The 23,024-nt window shown below is 71.7% G+C and carries 23 protein-coding genes; 9 read left to right on the top strand and 14 right to left on the bottom strand.

Going from position 1 to position 23,024, the window contains the following annotated elements:
* Positions 1-9: 9 nt before the first annotated feature.
* Together ACFVFR_RS08665 and ACFVFR_RS08660 are read right to left on the bottom strand one after the other, a co-directional pair.
* On the bottom strand, positions 10-717 hold the full coding sequence (locus tag ACFVFR_RS08665; RefSeq protein WP_383698969.1) for a methyltransferase domain-containing protein: 708 nt from the start codon (positions 715-717) through the stop codon (positions 10-12).
* 273 nt (positions 718-990) lie between these two features.
* Entirely contained in the window at positions 991-2,670 is a 1,680-nt protein-coding gene (locus tag ACFVFR_RS08660) for an MFS transporter (protein ID WP_383698968.1), read from the bottom strand.
* Between the two features lie 168 nt (positions 2,671-2,838).
* On the opposite strand from ACFVFR_RS08660, the gene ACFVFR_RS08655 reads away from it, so the two are divergent.
* Positions 2,839-3,321: a hypothetical protein gene (locus ACFVFR_RS08655; protein ID WP_383698967.1), complete on the top strand. Its 483-nt coding sequence runs from the start codon at positions 2,839-2,841 to the stop codon at positions 3,319-3,321.
* 511 nt (positions 3,322-3,832) lie between these two features.
* Here the strand turns inward: ACFVFR_RS08655 and ACFVFR_RS08650 are convergent.
* On the bottom strand, positions 3,833-4,891 hold the full coding sequence (locus tag ACFVFR_RS08650) for an ABC transporter permease (protein WP_383698966.1): 1,059 nt from the start codon (positions 4,889-4,891) through the stop codon (positions 3,833-3,835).
* A gap of 75 nt (positions 4,892-4,966) precedes the next feature.
* On the opposite strand from ACFVFR_RS08650, the gene ACFVFR_RS08645 reads away from it, so the two are divergent.
* Together ACFVFR_RS08645 and ACFVFR_RS08640 are read left to right on the top strand one after the other, a co-directional pair.
* Positions 4,967-5,614, top strand: coding sequence for a TetR/AcrR family transcriptional regulator (locus ACFVFR_RS08645; RefSeq protein WP_383698965.1), 648 nt, complete (start codon positions 4,967-4,969; stop codon positions 5,612-5,614).
* A 131-nt stretch (positions 5,615-5,745) separates the two neighbouring features.
* Positions 5,746-6,888: an acyl-CoA dehydrogenase family protein gene (locus ACFVFR_RS08640; RefSeq protein WP_383698964.1), complete on the top strand. Its 1,143-nt coding sequence runs from the start codon at positions 5,746-5,748 to the stop codon at positions 6,886-6,888.
* A gap of 141 nt (positions 6,889-7,029) precedes the next feature.
* Here the strand turns inward: ACFVFR_RS08640 and ACFVFR_RS08635 are convergent, their stop codons facing one another.
* The 8 genes from ACFVFR_RS08635 to ACFVFR_RS08600 form a co-directional block, all read right to left on the bottom strand.
* Positions 7,030-7,476 carry a nuclear transport factor 2 family protein gene (locus tag ACFVFR_RS08635; RefSeq protein ID WP_383698963.1) on the bottom strand — a complete coding sequence of 149 codons (447 nt, stop codon included), beginning with the start codon at positions 7,474-7,476 and terminating at the stop codon, positions 7,030-7,032.
* 129 nt (positions 7,477-7,605) lie between these two features.
* Positions 7,606-8,073, bottom strand: coding sequence for a nuclear transport factor 2 family protein (locus tag ACFVFR_RS08630; RefSeq protein WP_383698962.1), 468 nt, complete (start codon positions 8,071-8,073; stop codon positions 7,606-7,608).
* Positions 8,074-8,329: 256 nt separating this feature from the next.
* Complete coding sequence (locus tag ACFVFR_RS08625) at positions 8,330-9,214, bottom strand: MBL fold metallo-hydrolase (protein ID WP_383698961.1); 885 nt, start codon at positions 9,212-9,214, stop codon at positions 8,330-8,332.
* Positions 9,215-9,324: 110 nt separating this feature from the next.
* On the bottom strand, positions 9,325-10,317 hold the full coding sequence (locus ACFVFR_RS08620; RefSeq protein ID WP_383698960.1) for an aromatase/cyclase: 993 nt from the start codon (positions 10,315-10,317) through the stop codon (positions 9,325-9,327).
* Positions 10,317-11,144 (bottom strand): 3-oxoacyl-ACP reductase FabG, encoded by an 828-nt coding sequence (gene fabG, locus ACFVFR_RS08615; RefSeq protein ID WP_383698959.1) that lies wholly within the window; start codon positions 11,142-11,144, stop codon positions 10,317-10,319. Before fabG ends, ACFVFR_RS08620 begins: the two co-directional genes overlap by 1 nt.
* A 30-nt stretch (positions 11,145-11,174) precedes the next feature.
* Positions 11,175-11,432 (bottom strand): acyl carrier protein, encoded by a 258-nt coding sequence (locus tag ACFVFR_RS08610; protein ID WP_383698958.1) that lies wholly within the window; start codon positions 11,430-11,432, stop codon positions 11,175-11,177.
* Between the two features lie 121 nt (positions 11,433-11,553).
* Positions 11,554-12,867, bottom strand: a complete 1,314-nt coding sequence (locus ACFVFR_RS08605; protein ID WP_383698957.1) for a ketosynthase chain-length factor — start codon at positions 12,865-12,867, stop codon at positions 11,554-11,556.
* A complete protein-coding gene (locus ACFVFR_RS08600; RefSeq protein WP_383698956.1) occupies positions 12,864-14,129 on the bottom strand; it encodes a beta-ketoacyl-[acyl-carrier-protein] synthase family protein in 1,266 nt (421 codons plus the stop codon). The genes ACFVFR_RS08605 and ACFVFR_RS08600 overlap by 4 nt, the downstream gene beginning before the upstream one ends.
* 255 nt (positions 14,130-14,384) lie before the next feature.
* Here ACFVFR_RS08600 and ACFVFR_RS08595 point away from each other — a divergent pair, with 255 nt between their 5' ends.
* Positions 14,385-15,392 (top strand): acyltransferase domain-containing protein, encoded by a 1,008-nt coding sequence (locus ACFVFR_RS08595; RefSeq protein ID WP_383698955.1) that lies wholly within the window; start codon positions 14,385-14,387, stop codon positions 15,390-15,392.
* Positions 15,393-15,511: 119 nt separating this feature from the next.
* On the opposite strand, the gene ACFVFR_RS08590 is transcribed toward ACFVFR_RS08595, so the two are convergent.
* Positions 15,512-15,763: an acyl carrier protein gene (locus ACFVFR_RS08590; protein ID WP_383698954.1), complete on the bottom strand. Its 252-nt coding sequence runs from the start codon at positions 15,761-15,763 to the stop codon at positions 15,512-15,514.
* A gap of 187 nt (positions 15,764-15,950) precedes the next feature.
* On the opposite strand from ACFVFR_RS08590, the gene ACFVFR_RS08585 reads away from it, so the two are divergent.
* Positions 15,951-16,949, top strand: coding sequence for a ketoacyl-ACP synthase III (locus ACFVFR_RS08585; RefSeq protein WP_383698953.1), 999 nt, complete (start codon positions 15,951-15,953; stop codon positions 16,947-16,949).
* The gene (locus ACFVFR_RS08580) at positions 16,946-17,455 is read left to right on the top strand and encodes a flavin reductase family protein (protein ID WP_383698952.1); all 510 of its coding nucleotides are present in this window, start codon (positions 16,946-16,948) and stop codon (positions 17,453-17,455) included. Before ACFVFR_RS08585 ends, ACFVFR_RS08580 begins: the two co-directional genes overlap by 4 nt.
* On the opposite strand, the gene ACFVFR_RS08575 is transcribed toward ACFVFR_RS08580, so the two are convergent.
* Positions 17,406-18,326 (bottom strand): BTAD domain-containing putative transcriptional regulator, encoded by a 921-nt coding sequence (locus tag ACFVFR_RS08575; RefSeq protein WP_383698951.1) that lies wholly within the window; start codon positions 18,324-18,326, stop codon positions 17,406-17,408. The two genes, ACFVFR_RS08580 and ACFVFR_RS08575, sit on opposite strands and share 50 nt — an antisense overlap.
* Before the next feature lie 233 nt (positions 18,327-18,559).
* Here ACFVFR_RS08575 and ACFVFR_RS08570 point away from each other — a divergent pair, with 233 nt between their 5' ends.
* Complete coding sequence (locus tag ACFVFR_RS08570) at positions 18,560-18,829, top strand: hypothetical protein (RefSeq protein WP_383698950.1); 270 nt, start codon at positions 18,560-18,562, stop codon at positions 18,827-18,829.
* Between the two features lie 409 nt (positions 18,830-19,238).
* Positions 19,239-20,354, top strand: a complete 1,116-nt coding sequence (locus tag ACFVFR_RS08565) for a sensor histidine kinase (RefSeq protein ID WP_383698949.1) — start codon at positions 19,239-19,241, stop codon at positions 20,352-20,354.
* A gap of 230 nt (positions 20,355-20,584) precedes the next feature.
* Here ACFVFR_RS08565 and ACFVFR_RS08560 read toward each other — a convergent pair whose 3' ends face one another.
* Positions 20,585-21,193 carry a DNA-binding response regulator gene (locus tag ACFVFR_RS08560; protein WP_383698948.1) on the bottom strand — a complete coding sequence of 203 codons (609 nt, stop codon included), beginning with the start codon at positions 21,191-21,193 and terminating at the stop codon, positions 20,585-20,587.
* Between the two features lie 974 nt (positions 21,194-22,167).
* Between ACFVFR_RS08560 and ACFVFR_RS08555 the strand changes: the two genes are divergently transcribed.
* Positions 22,168-22,944: a hypothetical protein gene (locus ACFVFR_RS08555; RefSeq protein WP_383698947.1), complete on the top strand. Its 777-nt coding sequence runs from the start codon at positions 22,168-22,170 to the stop codon at positions 22,942-22,944.
* Positions 22,945-23,024 lie beyond the last annotated feature (80 nt).

Genomic DNA, 23,024 nt, shown 5'->3' with positions numbered 1-23,024 from the left:
TGGCCCCGGTCACCGCGTCTTCGGCAGGATCTCCAGGAGTCGGAAGGTGACGTCGTTGCCCACCAGGTGACGGGTGGCGTGGCCGAGCTCCCTGAGGGAGGTGCCCGCCTGGTCGGCCACCTCGCGCAGGCGGTCCGCGTCGCCGAGGCTGTTGAAGGTGACCAGCGCCTGGCCGCCCGGGTTCAGCCGGGAACGCACCTGACTCAGGTAGCGGCCGAGAGCCAGGTAGCCACGGTCGAAGATGGCCCAGTCGACGTCGCGGGTGAACTCGAACTCCTGGGGCGCCTCCAGGACGCTGCAGTTCCAGAAGACGGTGTCGAACCGCGCGCTCTCGTCGAGCCCGGAGAACACGTCGCCGCGCAGCACCCGCACGCGGTCGCCCACCCCGTGCCGGGCGACGTTGCGCACCGTGGTGGCCACCGCCGACTCGGTGATGTCCGTCGCGGTGACGTGCGCGCACCCGTGCCGGGCGGCCCAGACGGCGGTGACCCCCGCCCCGCAGCCGACCTCCAGGAAGTTGCCGCCTGGCGGGTAGGGGATGGCGCTGGTATACCACTCCGTCCCGGTGCCCTGGCGTGGGGCGTACGCGCCGGGCAGGAGCTCCCACTCCATGCCGAGGAGCTCGAACGTGGACGGTTCTCCGGTGGCGCCTAGCTGGTCGGCGAGCTGCCGGCCGAGCCGGTACCGCTCTGCCGCGGCGGCGAAGTCGTGCACCATGGACACCTCTCACGGGTCGTCGACGAGCGCGGGTCGTCGCTGGTGCGGCCCCGGCGCCCGGGAACGGGCCGGGAGCGGTGCCGGGGGAGGGGGCGCACAGCTGGCACGGGAGCCTGGCATCCGGCCAGGAGGGCGTCAACGCGTCGCGGGGTGACGGGCGCCAACCCCGGTCCACGGCTGCGGGTTCCGCGCTTACGACCCCCAGCCGGCTTCCCGGAGCGGACACGACGACGGGCCCGACCGCCGGGTGGCGGCCGGGCCCGCGTGGGGGTGTCAGTTCGCGGCGGACGCGCCCCGGGTGTCGTCCGGCGCTCTCCCGGCCTCCCCGGGCAGCGCGGTCTCCTCGACCCGCCGCGCGGTCTCCGTCTCCCGTGCGGCCTCCGTCTCCCGTGCGCTCCCGCGCGGCTCCTCGCGCCCCTCCTCGGCGGGGAGGTCCCCGGTGGCGGGCATGTCCCGCAGGAACAGCCCCGCCAGCAGCGCGGCCAACGTCAGACCCACGGCGCTGAGTACGGCGGCGAGCTGGAGCCCCCCGGCGAACGCGTGCCGCGCGGCCTCCCGCAGGGCCGTGCCCAGTTCGCCCGGCAGCCGTTCGACCACGGCCAGGGCGCCACCCACCGTCTCGTGCGCCTCGTCGCGCGCGCTGGTGGTGAGCCCGTCGGGCATGTCCTCCGCGAGCCGGTCCTGGTAGACCACCATGGCCACGGTGCCGAAGAACGCCATCCCCCCGGCCAGGCCCAGCTCGGCGCCGCTCTGCGAGATCCCGGAGGCCAGCCCCGCTCGCTCGGGGGGCGCCGATCCCACGATCGCCTCGGTGGTCAGGGCCAACGTCGGGGTCACGCCCGTGTACAGGACCGTGAAGCTGACCACCGTCCAGGCCAGGCTCTCCCGCGTGACGGTCGAGGCGATCAGCACGGCTCCCACGGCCGCCATGCCCAGGCCCGCGCTGATCACCAGGGCCGGGCGGACCCGGCGTACCAGGCGTGGGGCCAGGAGGGTGGCGCCGATCCCGCACAGCACCGAGGGGACCGTCCACAGCCCGGCGGCCAACGGCGAGAGCCCGAGCACCGCCTGGAGGTACTGGATGACCAGGAGCTGCGAGCCGGCCATCGCGGCGACGGCGAGGGTCTGCGTGGCCAGGCCCGCGCTGAACGCGCGCCGCCGGAACAACCCGAGGTCCACCAACGGCTGCTCTGCCCGGCGCTGTTGGCGCAGGAACACCGCGCCCACCGCGAGCCCGCCGACGATCCAGGCCGTCGCCGGCAGGCTCGGCCCCGAGGCCGCCGTTCGCTTCGCGCCGTAGACCACGGACAACACGGCCGTCAGCGAGAGCAGGGCGCCGACCACGTCGAAGCGCCCGGTGCTCTCCTCCCGCTGCTCGGGCAGCAGCAGCGGACCGGTGACCAGCAGGAGCACCATCACGGGCACGCCGATCAGGAACACCGACCCCCACCAGAAGTGCTGGAGCAGGGCCCCGCCCACCAGCGGGCCGATGGCCTCGCCCGCGGTGAAGCAGGTCATCCAGAACGCGAAGGTGAAGGTGCGCTGAGTCGGGTCACGGAACATGCCGGCCAGCAGCGCCAGAGTCGAGGGCATCACCGTGGACCCGGCGACACCCAGCAACACGCGGGCCAGGATGAGCAGTTCGGCGCTGGGGGCGAACGCCGCCACCGCCGAGGCGACGGCGAAGGCCGCCGCGCCCAGGAGCAGCAGCCTGCGCCGGCCGATGCGGTCGCCCAACGTGCCCATGGTCATGAGGAACCCCGCGACGAGGAACCCGTAGACGTCCAGAATCCACAGCAACTGCCCGCCACTGGGAGCGAGATCGGCGCTCAGGCTGGGCGCCGCCAGGTGCAGTACGGACAGGTCCATCGACAACACCATGGTCGGCAGGGCCAGCACCCCGAGCCCGATCCACTCGCGTCGTCCGGCCCGGGCCGGCGCCTCTCTGGACACGTGCGTTCCTCCCTGAGCAGTCCGGATGTGAGCGGCGTGCGGGTGCGCCCGCGCGGCGGGAGATCCACACCGCCGCCCCGCGTGACGAGACAGCACGCGGCCGCCTGGTCCTGGACGCTGTTCGTGTGAGGTACTACTCCTGTTCCGAGCAGGCTTGAGGAGTCGTCCATGTCCGTGCCCACCGTGAAGCTCAGCGAGTTCGCGCGTACCCAGTTCGGGATGGCCGAGGTCACCGCGACGGCACTTCGGCGCTACGGCCAGGCGTTGTTGGTCATCGCGGGTTCCGACGGCGAGGTGTCGCCGTCGGAACTCCGGTGGCTGATCGACCATCAGCGTCGGTTCGGCGTACCGGAGGCCATCGTCGAGGAGTACCGCGTCTTCGACTACCACGCTCCGGTCGATCTCGGCGCCCTCGCGGCCTCGATCCAGGTCGACTACGCGTGGGTGGCCGGGCCGACGCTCGTCTACCACGCGATCCAGATGTCCTCGGCCGACGGCGAGTACGCGGCCGGGGAGCGCGCCCGGGTCGCGGAAGCGGCCGCGGCGGTGGGCGTCAGCAGCGACCTCCTCGCGCAACTGGAGGCACTGGTGGCCCTGGAGACGTCCACCGCGACGCTGCGCCGCACCCTGCTGGGACTGGAGAACATCTAGCGGCGTTCCCGGCAGGTCAAGCCCGTACATGCTCAATCCGGTGAGGTCGGACCGCGCCGGGACGAACCAAGAGGCGTCGCGCGCGGTGGGCTCCTGCGCGAGGGGGCGAAGGAAGGGGCCTGGCGGGTAGACGACCCGCTCAGGCCCCTTCTCGTGGGCTCCTAGAAGAACCCCTGCGCCTTCGGCGAGTACGACACCAACAGGTTCTTGGTCTGCTGGTGGTACAGGGGTCGCGCCCGTCCTGACCAGGAGAAACGGGCGTCGAGTTATAAGCGGCGTCGAGACTGGCCCGTGAATGGCCCGGATCTTGGTCGTCGTAGCCGCCTGAGGCGGGCTCGGTAGGGGCACCAGCCGGTCGTGAAGCTACTGAAGTCGCCGGCGCTTTGCTGGCCTACTCGAAACCTGTGCGGGATCGCCGCCGGTCCGGCGGCGTACGCGTGAGGTGATCTTCCACCTGCCCGTCGGGGCGGGCCCGGCCGCCGCGCGGGGCCCCCGGCGCGGCGGCGTGGGCTCAGGCCTGGGCCGCCCGACGGCGGCGTTCGAGTAGCCACTTGGTGAGGACTAGCAGGGCCGCGCCCAGGATCCAGGTCAGCAGCACCGCGAGGTGGCCGCCGGCTCCGTTGCCGTCGAAGAAGGCCGTGGAGCGCAGCAGGTTGCCCGCCGCTCCCGGCGGCAGATACTGGCCGAGCGTGCCCCAGGGCTGCGGCAGCATCTCCGGCGCCGAGGTGATGCCGGACAGGGGGTTGCCCACCAGGAACATCAGCAGGGCTCCGACTCCTATGCCCGCCTTGCCGAACACCGAGGTCAGTCCGACCACGGTCCAGCTGATGGCCAGCATCATGAGCCCGGCGACGCCCGCGTTGGTGAGGTAGGGCCCGTCGAGGGCGCCCACCCAACCCTGGAGGAGGCCGGTGGAGGCGAGCCCGCCGACGATGGAGAACGCGGCGGCGCCCATGACGCGCCACCGCAGCCGGCGCACCACCAGTGACAGCACGATGCCGCAGGCCATGGGCGTCAGGATGAGGGGAAGCATGCCGGTGCCAAGACCGGTTCCCCGGGGGTCGCCTGAGGGAGCAGCCACCACGTCGTTCACGGGGACCGGGCGGCCCTCGTTCGCCGCCGCGCCCACCTGGGGCAGCAGCTGGGCGACCGGTGTGCTGGCCGCCGAGGCAGTCAGCACGAACGGACCGTCGGGGCCGAGGATGACGGCACCGTAGTCGTCGCGATTGCGGACGCGCTCCCGGGCGGCCTGCGCGTCGGCGACGCGATGCAGGGTGAAGGCGCCGGGCCGGGAGCGTTCGAGTTCCCGCTCGAAGCGTTCGACCGCCTGCGGCGGGCCCGCGACTGCGATGGGCAGGTCACGCGGCGCGAGCCGGGCGTTGGGCCACGAGAACAGGACGAGCATCAGGGCCTGAAGGCACGCGATGCCGACGACCACGAGCGCGACGAGCGGTAGCCCGCTCGTGAGGGGGCTCGTCGGCCCCGCGGGCGCGTTGCCGGATCGGGACGCCCCATGCCGGGGACCGTCCGAGGCGCGGATGTGGGACATGCTTCCCTCCAGTCGAGCCATGTCCCCAGCGTGCACTCGCTCGCTGGAGCATTGCAAGAAGAACGTTCGTTTTTTTTGGTCTCGTAGGATGGTCCCATGCCGAAAGTCCGCCAGGAACACCTCGACGCACGGCGCCAACAGATCATCGACGCCGCGCGGAACTGCTTCGCCCGCAACGGGTTCCACCAGACGTCCATGCAGAACGTCTTCGCCGAGTCCGGTCTGTCAGCAGGCGCCGTCTACCGGTACTTCAAGAGCAAGGACGAACTCATCGCCACCATCGCGACCGACGCCACCGCGCAGGTCCGCGGGCTGGTGAACGCGGTGCTCCAGGAGGACCCGCCGCCGCCGCCGACGGCGGTGTTCGCGACCCTGGTGCACGGCCTGGAGCCGCTGCGCGCGCCCGGCGGCGTCGGCCGCATAATGATCCAGGTTTGGGGCGAGGCGCTGCGCGACCCGGCACTGCGCACCGTCGTCGCGAAGCTGAACGAGAGCATGCTCGCCGACTTCGCGGGGCTCGCGCGGCGCTTCAGTGAGGCGGGGCATCTGCCACCAGACGCCGACGCCGAGGCGGTAAGCCATCTGTTGTTGTCGCTGGTCCAGGGTTACGTGGTGCAGAACCTCATCGTCGGCCCGCTGCCCGCGGAACGGTATTTGCGCGGCCTCGACGACATGCTCTGGCGGGCCGCCGCGCCGTACCGGTCCCCACCGGGCGCACCGGGCCGCCGGGACGAGGACGCCTGACCCTGGCCGAACGGGTCGATCGCCGACCGAGCCTGCCTCGAGTGGGGGAGCCCATGCTGGCGCCAGTTCCCAGACCCTGCTGGCCCGGCGCCAGGCGCCAGGGTCCCCACTAACCTGAGGAGGTGGCCCCGGTGCCCACCGTGACAGGTCTACTGCCGGCCGCACAGAAGGCGGGGGCGATCGCCGCCCGGTACGCGGCCGACGGCGATGCCGAACGACAGGTGCGCGCGAGTGTTGTCGAGGCGCTGCTCGAAGCGGGCTTCGCCCGCTACCTCGTGCCCGAACGCTGGGGCGGTGGCGCCGCGTCCTTCACCGAACTGACCCGCGCGGTGGCCGCGGTGGGGGAGGGTTGCGCCTCCGCCGCGTGGGTCGGGTCCCTGCTCGCCTACACAGCGCGCTTCGCGGCCGGCCTTCCCGAGGAGGGGCAGGCGGAGGTGTGGGCGAAAGGGCCAGACACCCGCGTGGTCAGCGCGTTGGCACCGATGGGCGCGGCGGAGCCGGTGAACGGCGGCTGGCGTCTCGGCGGCCGGTGGCCGTACACCAGTGGCGTCCAGTACGCCGACTGGGCGCTCGTCCTGGGCCTCGCTCAGGACGGTGGCGCGCCGGGTGACGGCCGGCGGTTGCCGCTGTTCTTCGCGCTGCCCCGGGACGCGTTCACCATCGAGGACACCTGGAACCCGGTCGGCATGCGGGGTACCGGCAGCAACACTCTGGTCGTGGACGACGTGTTCGTTCCCGCGCACCGTTCGTTCCGCAGGAGCGACATGCTGCAAGGCCGCGCCGTCGGCACCACGACCACCTGGCACACCGCCCCGTTGCTCGCCGTCAACGGCCTGACGTTCACCGCACCGCTGCTCGGGGCTGTGGCGGGAGCCCTGCGGGCGTCGGCGGACTGGCTGCCGGCGAAGAAGGACGCGCGGGGCGAGGCGGTGGTGCACAGCTCCGCGCTCCAGGTCTCCCTGGCGCGCGCGGACGGGGAGATCGACTGCGCGCGTCTGCTGGTGGAGCGGTCGGCAGCGGCGGCCGACGCGGGGCCGTTGACTGGGGAGCAGATCGCGCGCAACGGCCGTGACACGGCTCTGGCCGTAGAACTGCTGACCACAGCCGTGGATCGGCTGTTCCGGGCGTGCGGCACCAAGGGGCAGGCGCAGACGCACTTCATGCAGCGCGTCTGGCGCGACGTGCACGCCGGGGCGAGCCATGTCGCGCTGCGCTTCGAACCGTTGGCCGTGGCGTACACCGAGACGTTGCTGCGGTCGCCCGCCCGGGGGTGACCCCGGGCCCGGGCGGGTCCCTGCGCAAGAGAGTCCCGCGCACGACGGCGCCGGTTCCAGCGATCCGTTCGCTGGAACCGGCGCCGTCGCCGTGGCCGGAGCCCGTCAGTTCGCGCGGGCGCGCGGGCGCTTAGGGGCCGCTTACCTGGTGGCGCGGTGGTCGTCGCGGCGGATATCCCGCGACTGGTTCAGCAGCAGGCCCCCGTCGCGAACGAGAACGTCCTTGCCGACACAACTGGGCTCCAGCACGGTGCTGCCGTCGGCGTGGGTCACGCTCACCACGGCGTAGTACGAGGTGTGCAGCGCGCCATCGCCGGCCACGTCGACCAACAGCATGTCGAACCAGTGGCGGGACTGACCGCCCCCGAAGCGCGCCGCCGCGCCACCGGCCGCCGCGGCGATGGCCTCCGGGCCGACAAGGGGGGCGCCGCCACCGGCGGGCCGAAAGACGCCGCCTTCGGTGAAGGTACGGCCGAACCCGGCGAAGTCGCCGCCGTCCAGAAGTCGCATCTGCCGGGCGTAGAAGGTCCGCACCTCCGCGTAGAGGTCGCCGGGTGCCTGGGTGGTGTGTGCGGTGGCGTGGGTCATAGGTGAAGCCTTTCTCCGAGAGTGGGGCGATGGTGCGCCGAGGGCGCTGGGTGAACGCGGGGCCTGGCTCGCGGGAGGTGGGAACGCGGCACGGGCCGGCGCGAGCGTGACACCGGCCGGGGTGGCTCGCTACGTGGTGACGCCGTCGCCGGAGACCTGGCGGGCAAGAATCAGCCACAGCCCGTCCTCGCTCCGTACGAGCACGTCATCCCACGTGCCGCTGCGGTGGACGGCGGGCTGCTGCCCCGGGAGCACGTGGAGCACCAGCATGCTGGCGCGGGTGCGGACCTGGTCCATGTCGCCGTCGGGCTCGGGGTGCACGGTCAGCATGCTCATCATGTGGCGGCGCTTGACGCCCCGGGCGGCGAGTTCGGCCTGTGCGCGTCGCAGCCTGGGAACGACGTTTGCCTTGCCGGTCAGGGGCGCGGGAAGCACGTCGGTGGTGAAGACGACCTCCTCGGCGAAGCCCGCCTTCCAGCGTGGCTCGTCGCCGTCGTCCACCGCCTGCATGTGATCGGCGTAGAACTGGGTGACCTCCAGGTAGAGGTCGCTCGATACGGGGCGCTGGCGCTCGTCCATGCGCTGGAACTGGGACACGATCGCTCCTTCGATGGGGCCTTCGGGACACCGGCGGCGTCCCGTGCACTGTGCCGCTCCTCCCTCAAAGCACGCCGGAGCGCTGGTTGAGGTCAGGTCCGGGCCCGGGTGGGCGGACAGCGTCGGGTGGACAGGTGCTGGTGGTGAACGGGGAAGCGGGGCGGGCCGGGTGTCGGGCCCGGCACCCGGCCCACCCGCAAAGGGGCCGGCGAGCCACGTCCCGGGCGGTTACCTGCGGGGCTCACGACACGGGGGGTCAGGCGTAACAGGCGGGAAGCCGGCCTCCGTTGAACTCCACCAACTCCGCGAAGACGGCGATGACGTCGAGCCGCGCACCCTCCGGTTCGCCGCGTAGTTCGGAATAAGCCCGATGCAGGTTGCCGACGACGCGCTCCGGGTCGAGCCACCCCTCGTACGGCCCGGGGCCCGCCTCGCGTGCGAGTTCTAGGGGCGTGAGCCCGGCGTCTCGGCCCTGCTGAGCGACGGACAGCAGCCAGCGGAAGTACTCCTCGGTCTCGTCGAGTACGCCGGGGCCCGATACGGGCCCGTGCCCCCCCACCACGGTGCGCGGACCCAGGGAGCGCAGGTGGTCGATGGCTCGCAGCGAGCCGGCGACGGAACCCATCAGCACGAAGGGCGTGCAGCCGGGGAGCAGCACGTCCCCGGCGAACAACACGCGTTCCTCCGGCAGCCACACCACGGTGTCGTTGGTGGTGTGCGCGGGCCCCGGGTGGATGAGCTCGACCCGCCGCTCCCCGAGGTGCAGGGTGAGGCGGTCGCGGTAGGTGAGGTGCGGGAGGGTGACCTCGATCGCGCCCCACTCGACGTCGGGCCACAGTCCCGCCAGTCCGAGCCCGGCGCCCGCCATCTCCACCCTAGTCTGTTCGTGCGCCACGATGAGGGCGTCCCCGCCCGCCACGACGCCGTTGCCGAAGGTGTGGTCACCGTGGAAGTGGGTGTTGATCACCAGATGCGGCGGCAGGTCCGACAGGCTCGCCGCCGCCGCCCGCAGGGCACGGGCCCGTCGCTCGGTGGCGACGGTGTCGATCAGCGCCAGCCGGCCTCCGCCCACCAGCACCCCGGCGTTGTTCACGCACCAGCCGCCCTCGGGCTGCACGTACGCGTACGTCCCGTCGGCCACCTCCTCCAGCCGTGGTGACCCGGTCCCGGCCTCGCGGCGGGGACCAGGGGGCCGGGCCCCGGCGCTCCGGAGGCCCTCCGCGGCCTCGCCCACGACGCGCCCCGCGCCCCTCACGCGGCGCTCACCCCGTCCTCGACGTGCTGCCGCGCCCGCTCCAGGGTCCGCAGGCTGTTGCCGCCCAGTGCCGCCCGCACCCTGCGCCGGGCCTCCACCAGCGTGACGTCGGGGCCGAAGTGGTCTGCCACGGCGAGTGGATCGAGGACGACGCTGTGCCGGGCGGTGACCTCGGTGCCGCCGGGAACCGCTGACACCCGCCACTCACCGCAGTGGGCGAGCAGCGGACGGGGCACGGCGGTCTGCTTGTAGGTGATGCGCTCGCCCGCGAAGCACAGCCGCACGGAGCGCGTGGTGTGCGTGGACCGCCCTCGCGTCCGCGTGTCCATCTCGATGGTCTGCACCTCGGCGCCCGCGGTCGTCTCCGAGGCGGGCTCGCTGGTCAGCTCCAACCGCTCGACGTGCGGCAGCCGTTCGGGCCACAGGTCGGCGCGGTGCAGGTACGCGTAGACCGCCGCCGGCGGACCGTTGACGCTCATCCGGTCGGTGAAGGAGAACACCAGCTCGGCAGGCGTCCGCGCGCGCTCGGACCAGTCCCTGACGGAGGCGATCTCCGCCTCGCTGTTGCGGTCCACGGCCTCCGCTATCCACCGCTGGGTCTCGGGGGAGGAGTCCGTCGCCGTCCACTCGTGACCGAGGACCAGCCGCGCCGGGCCGCCCGCGAGGGCCGGCGGCTCCAGCTGCCAGTATCCGGCCATCGAGGCGATGGGCGGAGCGCTGTGCTCGGTACGGAAGCCGACGCGCAGGGAGTCCTCGGCCAGCTCGCGCCGCGAGGTCCAACTGCGCACCCCACCGCCCGCGAGCGCCCACAGCCGAATCCGCTCGCCGCCCGGATGGCTGTCGATGACCCGCGCGTCGACGCACGGCGCGAACAGCAGCGGCCAGCGCGTCACGTCGGCCACCAGGGCGTACGCGCGCTCGACCGGGGCGCGCAACGTCGTGCTGTGCTCCGCGAACCGGACGGGAGGCGTGGTGATGCTCTCGGTCATCAGTAGTTCCCCAGTCCGCCGCACACGTTGAGCGCCTGGGCGGTGATCGCGGCGGCGGCCTCGCTGACGAGATAGCCCACCAGGCCCGCGACCTCGGCGGGTTCGGTGTAACGGCCCAGCGGGATCTTCTTCTGGAACCGTTCGAGCACGGCCTCCTCGCTGATGTCCCAGATGTGGGCGTAGTGCTGGCGCACGTCACTGGCCATCGGCGTCTCCACGTAACCGGGGCAGACCGCGTTGACCGTGATGCCGGTCGGCGCCAGCTCCAGCCCCAGCGCCTTGGTCAGGCCCACCACGCCGTGCTTGGACGCCGAGTAGGGGGCGCCGAGAACGACACCCTGCTTGCCGCCGGTGGACGCGATGTTGACGATCCGGCCGGTGGCGCGCTCCCGCATGCGCCCGGTGGTCAGGACCTCCCTGGTCAGCGTGAACACGCTGGTGAGGTTGGTGTCCATGACGTCTTGCCACAGCGTGTCGGGGATCTCCGCGGTGACGCCGCCGCCGCTGCGGCCCGCGTTGTTCACCAGGACCTCCACCGGGCCGAAGCGCTCCACCGCCGACCGTACGAAGTGCTCCACCTCGGCGCGCGCGGTGACATCACATGTCACCCCGTCGGCCGTGAGGCCGTCCGCGCGCAGCTCACTCACCGTCGCCCGCAGCGCCTCCTCGCTGCGCCCGCACAGGAAGACGGGATACCCCTGGGTCGCCAGGGTCCTGGCGATCGCGTGGCCGATGCCCCGGGTGGCGCCGGTGATCAGGGCAGGGCCGCGTGCGTCGGCGCCGCCGCCGGTGGGCCGGTCAGCCACCGTGCTCTGTGGTGTGGTCATCTCGTGCTCCTCTCGTCCGTCGCCGTGGGCTCAGGCCCTGAGTGACGCGGACTGGTTGATCTTGTCCAGGAACTCGCGGGGGGTGTGCAGAGCCGTGACGGTGTCGTCGTCCAGCGAGACGCCGTACCGCCGGCTCACGTGCGCCGCCGTCTCCAGCAGCGCGAGGGAGTCGTAGCCCAGGTCGGCGAACGGGGTGTCGACGAAGTCGTCACCGCGTCCGTCCTGGTGGTCCTCGCCCGCGCAGTCGGCCAGGATCGCGCGCAGGTCGTCGATGCCGATGCCGCTCATGTCGGCCTCCTCGAAGTGGTTGGTCCGTTGACAGGCCGCCCGGGTCCGGGCCGGACGGTCGGATGGGGTGGTACGCGTGGCGCCGGCAGGGGTGGTCGCGGCGGGCGCGCCGGGCCGCCGCTCAGGACGTCGCCGCGAGCGCGCGGACCACGAGGGCGGCGTTGAAGCCACCGCGTCCGCGCGCCAGCACCAGGGCGCTACGGACCGCTCCCGCGCGCGCCTGGCCGCCCACGAGGTCGAGGCGGTGCCGCGGGTCGGGCTGGTCGACGCCCACCGTCGGCGGGATGACCTGGTCCCGGATCGCCAGCAACGCCGCGGCGACGTCCAGCGGGGGCCCGCCCCCGTACAGCCGCCCCGTCATCGTCTTCGGGGCCGTCACGGGAACGCCGTAGGGCCCGAAGACCTCCCGCACGGCCGCGGCCTCGGCGTCGTCCAGCGCGGGCACCCCGGCCGCGTCGGCGAACACCACGTCCACCTCCTCGGGGGCGAGCCGGGCCTCGGCCAGCGCGACCCGCGCCGCCCGCGCCAACCCGGGCGGGCGCGGGGAGCCGGGCCGTGGGTCGAAGGTGGCGCCGTATCCGGCGATCTCGCCGTACACCCGCGCCGCGCCGCGCCGGGCCGCCGCCGACGCGGACTCCACGACGAGGATGGCGCCGCCCTCGCCCGGCAGATAGCCGGTGGCCCGGCTGTCGAAGGGCAGATAGGCGCGCGAGGCGTCGGGTACCGGAGACAGCCTGCCGGTGGAGAGGTGCGCGACCAGCCCCCACGGGTCAAGCGAGGACTCCACTCCGCCGCTGACCACCAGATCGCCGCCGCCGCGCAGGCCGCGGCGGGCCTGCCCCAGGGCGTCGAGCCCACCGGCCTGCTCGGACACGATGACACCGCTCGGGCCGCGCATGCCGTTCCTGATGGAGATCTGGCCGGTGTTGACCGCGTAGAACCAGGCGAACGACTCGTAGACGCTGACGTGTTCGGGCCCCCGCGTCCACAGCTTCCGAATCTCGCGGTGGGTGAACTCGAAGCCACCCGAGGCGTTGGAGGTCACCACGCCCATCCCGTACTCCGGTTGCCGCGCCGGGTCGACGCCGGCGTCGGCGAGCGCCCAGTCGGCGGCGACCAGGGCGAGCCGGGTGACACGGTCGGTCTGCGGCAGCAGCCGGTTCGGCAGGTGCGCGGCGGCGTCGAAGTCCGGGATGCGCCCGACGAGCCTGGTCGGGTACGCGGCGGCGTCGTAGTCGGAGATCTCGCGGATGCCGCTCTCCCCGCGCAGGGTCGCCGCCCACCACTCCTCGGTGCCCAGGCCGTTGGGCGCGACCACCCCGATGCCGGTGATCAGGGCGCTGTCCGCGCCAGTGCCCTGGTCCGCGCCCGTACGCGGGGCCGTGCCCGGGTCCGTCCGGGTGGGCCCGGCCGGTGGAGAGGTCCGCGCGCTCATGCCGCCTCCGCCCGGGTGAGCACCATGGCGCTCTGGAAGCCGCCGAAGCCGCTGCCGACACTGAGGACGGTGTCCACGGTGCGCTCGCGCGCCTCGTTCGGCACGTAGTCGAGATCGCACTCGGGGTCGGGCTCGTGCAGGTTGGCCGTGGGCGGCACGGCGCCGTGCTCCATGGCCAGGGCGCAGGCCGCGATCTCGATGGAGCCGATCGCGCCGAGCGAGTGCCCGATCATGGACTTGATGGAACTGACGGGCACCTGGTACGCGTGGTGGCCGAGCGCGGTCTTGAACGCGGCGGTCTCGTGCCGGTCGTTCTGCTTGGTACCGGAGCCGTGCGCGTTGACGTAGTCGACCGACGCCGGGTCGGTGCGGGACGCGCCCAGCGCGTGACGGATCGCCTCGGCCATCTCCCGGCCGTCGGGCTTGAGACCGGTCATGTGATAGGCGTTGCAGCGCGTGGCGTACCCGGAGATGACCCCGTAGACGTGGGCGCCCCGGGCGCGGGCGTGCCCCAGCTCCTCCAGGACGAACATCGCCGCGCCCTCCGCCAGGACGAACCCGTTGCGGCTCCGGTCGAACGGTCGCGAGGCGTGCTCGGGGTCGTCGTTGCGCGGCGAGGTGGCCTTGATGGCGTCGAAGCAGGAGACGGCGATGGGGGAGATCGGGGCGTCGGCCGCGCCGGCGACCACCACGTCCGCGCTGCCCTCGAGGATCAGGTCGCGGGCGTGGCCGACGGAGTCGAGCCCGGAGGTGCACCCGGTGGAGACCACCGACGCCGGCCCCTCCGCGCCCACCGTCCAGGCCACCTCCATCGCCAGCGAACTGGGAACGAAGGCGTCGAAGAGATGCGGCGAGAGGTAGTCCGCGTCCACCGTCCACTGCCGCCCGCTGTCGCTGAGTACCAGGTACTCCCGTTCCAGGCTCGTCGTGCCGCCCACCGCGCTGCCCACGGTCACACCGACCCGGGACGGGTCCAGGGAGGCGAACTCCAGCCCGCTGTCCGCCAGGCACTCCCGGGCAGCGGCCACGGCGAGCTGCGCGGCCCGGTCCATGCGCCGGACCTCCCGCGCGGTGAACCCGTGTTCCTCGGGGACGAAGGCGCATTCGGCGGCCATCTGCGATCGAAAGGGTGAGGGGTCGAAGAAGGAGATCTTCCTGGTGGCCGTCCGGCCGGAGGTCAGCAGGTCCCAGAACGCCTTCCGGCCCACACCCCCTGGGGCCATGACACCGATTCCGGTGATGGCGACACGTCGCTGTTCCACTGTGGGCAACTCCCTCGCGGTGACTGGATGAGCCGGCGCGAGCAGTGCGCCGCCCCGGCTGGTGCTGACTGTGGTCGGCGGCTCTCAAACCCGACTCGAGGAACACTGGCGCGCCGCGCCGGGGAGTCGAGCCGGCCTCCACCCGGTGCCAAGGCCGCGCCGGCAACGTCATCGCGACCGCACCGGCGCACGCACCGCGTCGAGGTACCGGCATGCCGACGAACCGACATGCCGACCAACCGAAGGGAGAGGACCGTGGAGACACCACAGGCGGTACTGCTGCTGCCAGGCCAGGGCGCGCAGCGAGAACGCATGGCGGCGGGCCTGTACGGCCAGGACACGGAGTTCACCCGCCACCTGGACCTGTTCCTCGCCGGGTACGGGAAGGCCGGCGAGGCACTGCGCGAACAGTGGCTGCGCCCGGGGCCCAACCCGGAACTGGACCTGGCCCGCCACGCCCAGCCGCTGCTGTTCGCCGTGGGCCACGCCCTCGGCCGTACGGTCGCGCGCTGGTCGAACGGCCCGCGGACGTTTCTCGGTCACAGCGTCGGCGAGTTGGCGGCCGCGTGTCTGGCGGGGGTGTTCACGCCCGAGGACGCGCCCGCTCTCATGGCCGCGCGGGCCAGGGCGCTGCGGGGGGCCGAGGGCGGCGGCATGCTCGCGGTCGCCGCGAGCACGGCCGAACTCGCCCCGCTGACCGGCGCGGACGTGACCGTCGCCGCGGTCAACGGGCCCCGGCAGACGGTCGTCGCCGGGCCCGGCCCCGCACTGGCCGCCACGGCCGACCGGCTGCGCGGGGCGGGCTTCACCGTACGGGCGACGCGGTCGGACGTGGCGTTCCACACTCCGGCGCTCGGCCCGCACGCCGACCGCTTCACGCGGCTCATCGACGTGGGCCGGCTACGCCCGCCCACGCACGAACTGATCTCGACGCGCACCGCGCGGACCGTCACTCCCCGCGAGGCCGTCTCGGGGGAGTTCTGGGCCGGCCAGCTGGTCACGCCGGTGCGGTACGGGGAGGCGCTGTCCGCGCTGCTCGACGCGCGGGGCACCGCCCCCGGGCTCTTCCTGCTGGACGCGAGCGCGGACGGCGGACTGTCGGCGGCGGCTCGCCGCCACCCCGCCGTGCGGTCCGGGGCGAGCGAGGTCCTGCCGCTCCTGCCGCCGCTGACGGGAGGCAGTCGGGACCTTACGGTGTTGGCCGCCGCCCGGGAACGGCTGGCCGGGGCGGCCCGGGCGGCCGGCCCCGCCAGCCGGCCCTGACCGACTCCGCCAGCGGCTTCGCGCCGACCGGCCTCCTCCTGACCGGCGGGGCACCGGGCGCCCTCGCCCTGACCGGCGACCGCGAGGCGCGGGGTGGCACCGCCCCGGGCGACCGGGTGTCAGACCCCGGTCAGTCGGCTGCTGACGTGGTCGAGCAGGTCGCGCGGCGTCTTCAGCCCGTCCAGATCGTCGTCGGAGACGGCGACACCGAAACCGTCCTGGACGCGCGTGGCGATCTCGTAGACGGTCAACGAGTCGTAGCCGAGGTCGGCGAAGGTGGTGTCCAGAGCGCCGTCGAGGGCGTCGGCCTGCTCGTCGTCGAGGCACGCCGTCACGATCCGCTTCAGCTCGGTGAGGGTGAACGTGGCCATGGTGGTCCCCCTGTGCGGGTGAGTGGTGTGGGTGTGGAACCCGGTCACGGTGACCGCGCGGACTCGAGCGCCACTCGACACCCGCTTGACGCCCCAGCCCCAGCCCTGCTCGATCCGCGTTCGAGGGACGTCGCCCAGACTGAGTCGCGTCTTGGAGTAACAAGCTTGCCTAACAAGGGAGTTGACGATGCGCATCGCGACAGGGCGGGGCGGCCACAGCACCATCCTCGGAGCCGGTGGGTACCGGCCGCGCACAAGCGTCAGCAACGCCGAGATCTGCGCGCGGATCGACTCCACGCCGGAGTGGATCGAGTCCCGTACCGGCATCCGCGCGCGGCGGTTCGCGGAAGGGGACGAGACGCTCCCGGCCATGGCGGTCAGCGCGGCCGGCAAGGCGCTGGCCCAAGCCGGAGTGGACCCGGGCGACGTCGACCTGGTCCTGGTGGCCAGCATGTCGAACCTGGTGCAGACGCCGCCCCTGGCCGTGCGGGTCGCCTACGAGCTGGGTGCCCGCTCCGCCGCCGGAGTGGACGTCTCGGCGGCGTGCGCGGGCTTCTGCCACGCACTGGCCCTGGCGTCCGACGCCGTGCGGGCGGGCAGCGCCCGGCGGGTGCTGGTGATCGGCGCGGAGCGGATGACCGACATCGTCGAACCACAGGACCGGTCCATCTCCTTCCTGTTCGCGGACGGGGCGGGCGCCGTCGTGGTGGGGCCCTCCGCCCAGCCCGGCATCGGGCCGGTCGTCCGCGAGGCCCACGGCCGGTATGCGGACGCGCTCGCCATGACCGGGCCCTGGGGCACCTTCGCCGCCGATCCGGGCGGCGTGGGCCGACCGTGGATGCGGATGGACGGCCGGCGCGTCTTCCGTTGGGCCCTGGAAGAGGTCGCCCCTGCCGCTCGCGGGGCGCTGGAAGCGGCCGGCGTCACCCCGAACGACCTGGACGCCTTCGTACCGCACCAGGCCAACCTGCGGATGATCGAGCTGATGACGGAACGGCTCGGACTCGGTCCGCGTACCGTGGTCGCCAGGGACGTGGTGCGGATGGGGAACACCGGCGCGGCCTCCATACCGCTGGCCATCGAGGCCCTGTTGGCCGAGGGAACGGTCGGCAAGGGCGACCGCGCGCTGTTGCTGGGGTTCGGCGCGGGCCTGAACTACGCGGGACAGGTCGTGGTGCTGCCGTGATCGACGGGACCCGGGCCGCCGACGCGGCGGCTTTCAGGGAAGCCATGTCGCTCTTCCCGTCCGGCGTCGTGATCGTCACCACGCGTGGCCCGAACGGGCTTCCGCGCGGCTTCACCGCCAGCTCCTTCTGCTCCGTGTCCACGGATCCGCCGCTGGTCCTGGTCTGCCTCGCCAACTCGGCAGAGTCCCACGAGGCGTTCAGCCACTGCGCGGAGTTCGCCGTCAGCGTGCTCGGCCCCCAGCACCAAGCGGTGGCCGAACGCTTCGCCACTCGGGGCGCGGACAAGTTCCGCGGAGACGACCTGACTCTCACCCCCGACCGTTTGCACACGGTCACCGGTGCGCTGAGCGTCCTACGCTGCCGGGCATACGACCGGCACCTCGCCGGGGACCACACGATCCTGGTCGGCCGGGTGACCCAGGTGGACCTCGGGCGGGGAACGCCCCTGGTCTACGTCAGGCGGAGCTTCCACTCCCTGGCCGACACGCCGGCTCCGGGGCGCTGACCCGGTGGCCCGCGCGACCTGGCCCCCGGGGGCCGCGACGCGGGGCGGGGGCGCTCACCGGTGGGACGCTCGGGTCCGACTCGTCGAAGCCGTGCAGGGCGTCCAACCGCGGTGAGTTGTTGAGGATCGCACGCTGGAGCTGCCGCAGGGCCCGGGAGGGCTCGATGCCCAGCTCATGGTCGAGGGTGTCACGCAGTTGGCGATAGACCTCAAGTGCCCGCCAGGCGTTGCCACAGCGGTAGTGCGCCAGCATGAGCTGGGCGTGGAACCTCTCGTGCATGGGATGCCGGGAGGCCAGCATCCGCAGCTCCCCGACCAGGTCGGCGTGGCGCCCGAGCCGCAGATCAGCCTCGATGCGCAGTTCGCTGACGCGCGAGTGACCCTCCACGACACCCAACACCTCCAGCGCCAGCACCCGGCCCGCCGGTACGTCGACGAGGACGGGTCCGCGCCAGAGCCGCATCGCCCGGCCGAGCAACTGGGAGGCGATGAGCGCGTCACCGGCCTCCAACGCGGTGGCCCCCTGCGCCGATAACTGCTCGAAGTGCCGCACATCGTGGTAGCCGTCCCGTGGCTGGAGCAGGTAGCCGCCGAAGCGGGTAGCCAGGATGTCCTTGGCGGCGGCGCCGGGACGGCCGTCGAGAGCCGCTTCGATCCTGCGGCGCAGTTGCAGGATGTACGTCTGCAGGGTGGTGGCGGCGCTGCGGGGAATGTCGTCTCCCCACAGCTCCTCCATCAACGTCTCGGCGGGTACCGCCTGTCCGGCCCGCAGCGCGAGCAGAGCCAGGATCTGCCGTGGCTTTCCCGCGCTCGGCACGACGGACGTACCTTGTTCGCTCACTTCCAGCGGTCCCAGCAGTTCGATGTCCATGGCGAATCCCCGTGATGGTGATGTGGCGGTGAACCCCGTGATCCTCACCGCCCCTGAGAATGTGCCGATCGAGAGGCGCACGGCCAGTGCGGTGAGCACGATCTGCCCCGTGAATAACTCATGTCTGGGCAGGCCGAGATGATTTCTCCACGCGGAGACGAGGTGAGTTCTTCACGCGGAGAAGGTGAGGGGCGAACTGCTCATTACGGACGGGAGTGACGACAATCGCCATCATGGACCCGACAGTGGTTGACGAAGTAGCGACGTTTCCCCTTCTCGACGGCGGTTGGAACGCTACGCGGTTCGTGCTGCGGCTGTGGACCCAGCCGCAGGTGCTCCGCGCCTTCCGGGACCGACCCTCTCCAATTCCCGCCCCCGTGGCCCGCTTCGCCCCGGAAGTCGTCCGCGCCGACTCCGCGCCCGACCCCACCGCTCAGGCCGTGCCCCCGTCCCCGGTGCGCGCATCCTCGGTGGTCAACCGCGGCGCTCATCAGGAGCATTGACGGACCTCGCGCTGTCCGGGGACGCACGCAACGGCCACCGCCCGCTGATGACCAGCCTCCCCAACGCCCGATGAAACGCCAGCTCACGGGCGCCCTCTGAAAGTGCTTGACCCGTTCACCAGTCGGGGTTGACTATCACCACACAAGATTAAAAGAATAATCGTTCTCTTTGCGGGGAGTCGACGAACAGCGCGTACCGTGTGATCCGTTGGCGCGGTGCGAGACGACCCGAGAGCACACCGCGCGACCTTCCGTGGGCCGTCCGGCACGGTCGACCGCCGTTCCGGGGAGCAGAGCCACGCGGCACGAGGTCGCGCGCTACCGCAGACCAGAGGGGGCTGGCATGTGGGGTTCCAACGATCGACCCGGGGGGGAAGACGGCGCACGGGCGTGGTGGGCGCGGAAGCGCGTGACGACGCGCGAACTCGTCACCACGGCCGAAAGCGGCGTGGGAATGCTGCTGGTGCTCAACGCGCTGGCGGCCCCGGTGGGCGCGCACACGCCCGCCCGAATGGTCATCCAGTGCGTGGCCATCGTCGTCACCCACCTGGCGTACTGTCTGATGCGAAACGGCCGCGTTCCAGGCGTTCGTCGAGGCTGGCTGGTTGGTGCCCAGGCCGCGTGTGCCTTCGTCCCCCTAGCGACCCTGGGGTTGGCCTGGGGCGGCATGGCCGGGCATCTCGCCGCAGCCCTTCTGTTGTTCTTCCACCGCTCGTGGAGATGGGCGCTGTTCGCGCTCACACCACTCACCCTGTTCGCGTGGTGCGCCGCCACCGGCATCGCGACCGGTCCCGCCGTACGTGTGAGTGGCTCCACCGCGCTGCTCGGCCTCGTCATGTACGGCCTCACGCGGCTGGCGGACACGTGCACGCGGACAGAGCGCTCGTGCCAAGAACTGGTCGGACGTGCGGTCGCGGCCGAGCAGAGCCGCTTCTCTCGTGACATGCACGACGTCCTGGGCAGCAGTCTGACGGTGATCACGCTACGGGGAGAACTCGCGCTGAGCCTGCTCGGCAGCAGACCGGACCAGGCAAGGAACGAACTGAGCGCGATCGTCGACATGGCCCGACGGGCCACGTCCGACGCACGGGTCGTCGCGGGCGGTGCCCGCACCCACGCCCGTGCTCTCTCCCGTGAACTGGACTCGGTGGTGGACGTCATGCGATCCATGGGCGTCAAGACGACCATCGAGGCGTCCCACGCCGCTTTGCCGCTGCGGATCGACCGCTTGCTGGCGGTGGTCCTCCGGGAGTGCGCCGCCAACATTCTCAAGCACAGTACGGCCCGGCGTTGCCGGATCAGCGTGGCCAGCCGTGGGGGCGTCGTGCGCGTCAGTGTCGCCAATGACGGGGTGTCACCGGGTGACGCATGCCCCCATCACCGGGGTGCCGGGCTGGGCAACATCGGCGCCCGGCTGGCCGAGGCCGGAGGCTGGACGCGCGCGGGCCTCCGGAAGGACGGCTGGTTCCTCGTGGAGGTCGAGGTGCCGGTCCCGGTGGAGGCCCCCATGGAGTGCGCCGCGTGAGACGTCGGGACGCGACGCCGCTCACGCGCCCCACCCGGCCGCCACCGGTGCTTCGCCGACTCCCTGCGGTGACCTGTCTCTTCCCGCTCCTCCCGTCGCTGGGTAGGGCGCCTACCCGATCGGCTCGGCGCCCTGCCCAGCGACGGGGCTCGACGACCGGCGCGATGACCGCCTCGGCGACTCGGCACGGCGCGCGCCCTGGTCGCCGGGCGCGCGCCACCGGCAGGGCGTCAGACCAGCCAACCGGAGTCCTCCGCGATCCGGATGGCGTCCACCCGGTTCCGCCCGTTGGTCTTGGAGACGATGCTGGCCAGGTAATTGCGCACGGTGCCGACGGAGAGGCTGAGCAGGGAGGCGATCTCGGCCGCCGGCGCGCCCTGCGCGGCGAGCTGGAGAACCTCCGCCTCCCGGGTGGTGAACGGGCTCTCCGGCCCCTCCCAGGCCATCATCGCCAGGTGCGGATCAATCGCCCGCTGACCAGCGTGCACTTTCCGTACCGCCTGGGCCAGATCGCGTGGCGGGGAGTCCTTCAACAGGTACCCGGACACCCGGGCTGACAGCGCCCGCCGCAGGGTGCCGGGTTGGCCATGACCGGAAACGATCAGTACCTGACATTCCGGCTGCTGTTGCCGTACCAGTGCCGCCGCGGAAATCCCGTCGAGGCCCGGCAGGTCGATGTCGATGAGGGCCACATCGGGCCTGTGCCGCGCGACCGCATCCACGATCAGGTCGCCGCGCTCCACCTCTGCCACGACACTCAGATCGTCTTCCTGGTTCAGCAAGGCGACCAACGCCCCTCGAATGAGATGCATATCCTCGGCGATAAGTAACTTGATCACTGTCCACCCCCGTGGTTCGTGACAATGCCCCTGAGCACACGAAGCGCGTTGAGCGCCGCGCGGCCCACGGTACGCGACAAACGATTCGCGGCCACAACCCCGACTCACCTGCCGGATCGGCTGGTCTGGGAAAGGAATGAGAAAGAGGTGCCCCGAGAGGGCCTCGCGGATCAGGCCAGTTGACGCGGTTGCGTCGCGACAGGAAATGCCCGAAAAAGCTCGCCTCTACGATGCGTGACTTGCGGTTACCCATGTTAACCATCCCGTGCGGGCTCGGGAGGGGGCGACGAGAGGAGGCTTTCCTGGGGGAGGCCGCGGCCTGGATCGGGCGACCCATGCCCGCGCGGCCGGCGCGCGCGAGTCCCTGAGGTTACCCGCGCCGCGACCAGAACGTCCTCCCCGGCGGCATGGCCAGGGTGGGTGTCGGCCGCCACCCGTCGCCCGACGAGTCGCGCACTGCTCATCCCTGGCGGGGTCAGGTTGACGAGTTGGTGCGCGCGAGAAGCGGAATGAAATCTCGCAGCGCGTGCGAAGCCGCTTGTCGGGTCGTGACGCTGCCCTGAAAGCGAAAGTCACCTGTCGTCCCCACGGATTAGTGGCAATGCCAGTTGGCGCTACGTCAGTGAGGCCGTCATTCGGTCAGTACTCGGGCAGGGGCAGCGATAGGTCAGCGAGTGGTCAGGGCTCAGACCCACCCGACGCTCTCTGGCGGCGCCAGTACGCCGACTCCCCGATCACCGGCGCGGTACTCACATACGAAGGAGGGGGACGACCTCGGCGATCGGGAACTCACCGAGTCCGAACAAGTCGACCGCTTCCTGTACGCGGTCGGCACGGGTGTGGAGGCAGCGCGCGAAGGCCGAACGGGACCTACTCGCCTGGCCCTCTCACAGGTCTCCAGGCACACGGTGCCCGACGTCTCGCGCCGTATGTCCACATTGATGGCGGCTATGTGGCAGGGGAGTGGCCGCTCCTTGTCGGAGTTCCCGGCCAGTGTGCCCCACCTGGCGTCTCTCGACGAGACCTCGCTGAACTTGCTGCTGACCTCTCCGGAGATCAGGGATGCGGGATTCTGGCGACGTATCCGACCGCTCGTGGACGCCAAGACTCTCCTGCGGACAGACATCACGGACACCCCCAACCTTCAGCAGTTGATGCGCAGCGCGGTGCAAACGTGGAAGGCGCACGTCTGCATGGTGGTGGTACCGGACTCACCGAGCACCGATGACGCGTGGCGCTGGGTCATCAAGGATGGGCATCTTGGCCTTCACGGCCCTGGATTCATCGCCTACGTGACTTCCAGTCGTAAGGATCTCCACGCTCCCGAAGAATTTGACGCACCCCTACTGGCGGAGGTCCGGGAACGCGCCGCCGCTTTTTCTATCCCGTTGACATCCATCCGCGTGCTGATGACAAACCGCAGTATCGGCCATGACGCGCCGGGTGAAGACGTTACTCATGACCCGCAACTGGACGGCATCAGCGCCGCGCTGGGGCGGGAAGAGGGCGTAATTGAAGCGCGGGCTCTGACATCCACCCAAGTTCCCCTGCGACGTGATTTCATCAGCAGGATCGCCAGCCCGCCGGGAGCAAGAGCGCTTGTTCCCTTCGTTGAATTGCTGGGAACCGCGCTTTGGTTGTTCCTAGGGCTGTCCACCAAGGAAGCAGAGCAGCTTGGGAATCTGCTCGACTCAGGCGAGCCGACGTCGCCCGTTGGGAGCAAGCCGATCTATTCGACGACTGATTCCTGAGTTCCGCTTCCACGCATCCATACATTTTTGGACAGCGTGCCGAAGCCGAAGGGGCACTGCAGGGTGCGCTTCGTGATAGA

Origin of the sequence: Streptomyces sp. NPDC057702 (assembly GCF_042799315.1) — a bacterium.
Taxonomy (GTDB): domain Bacteria; phylum Actinomycetota; class Actinomycetes; order Streptomycetales; family Streptomycetaceae; genus Streptomyces.
The sequence above is the reverse complement of the archived record's forward strand: the minus strand, read 5'-3'. Positions and strand labels throughout refer to the sequence as shown.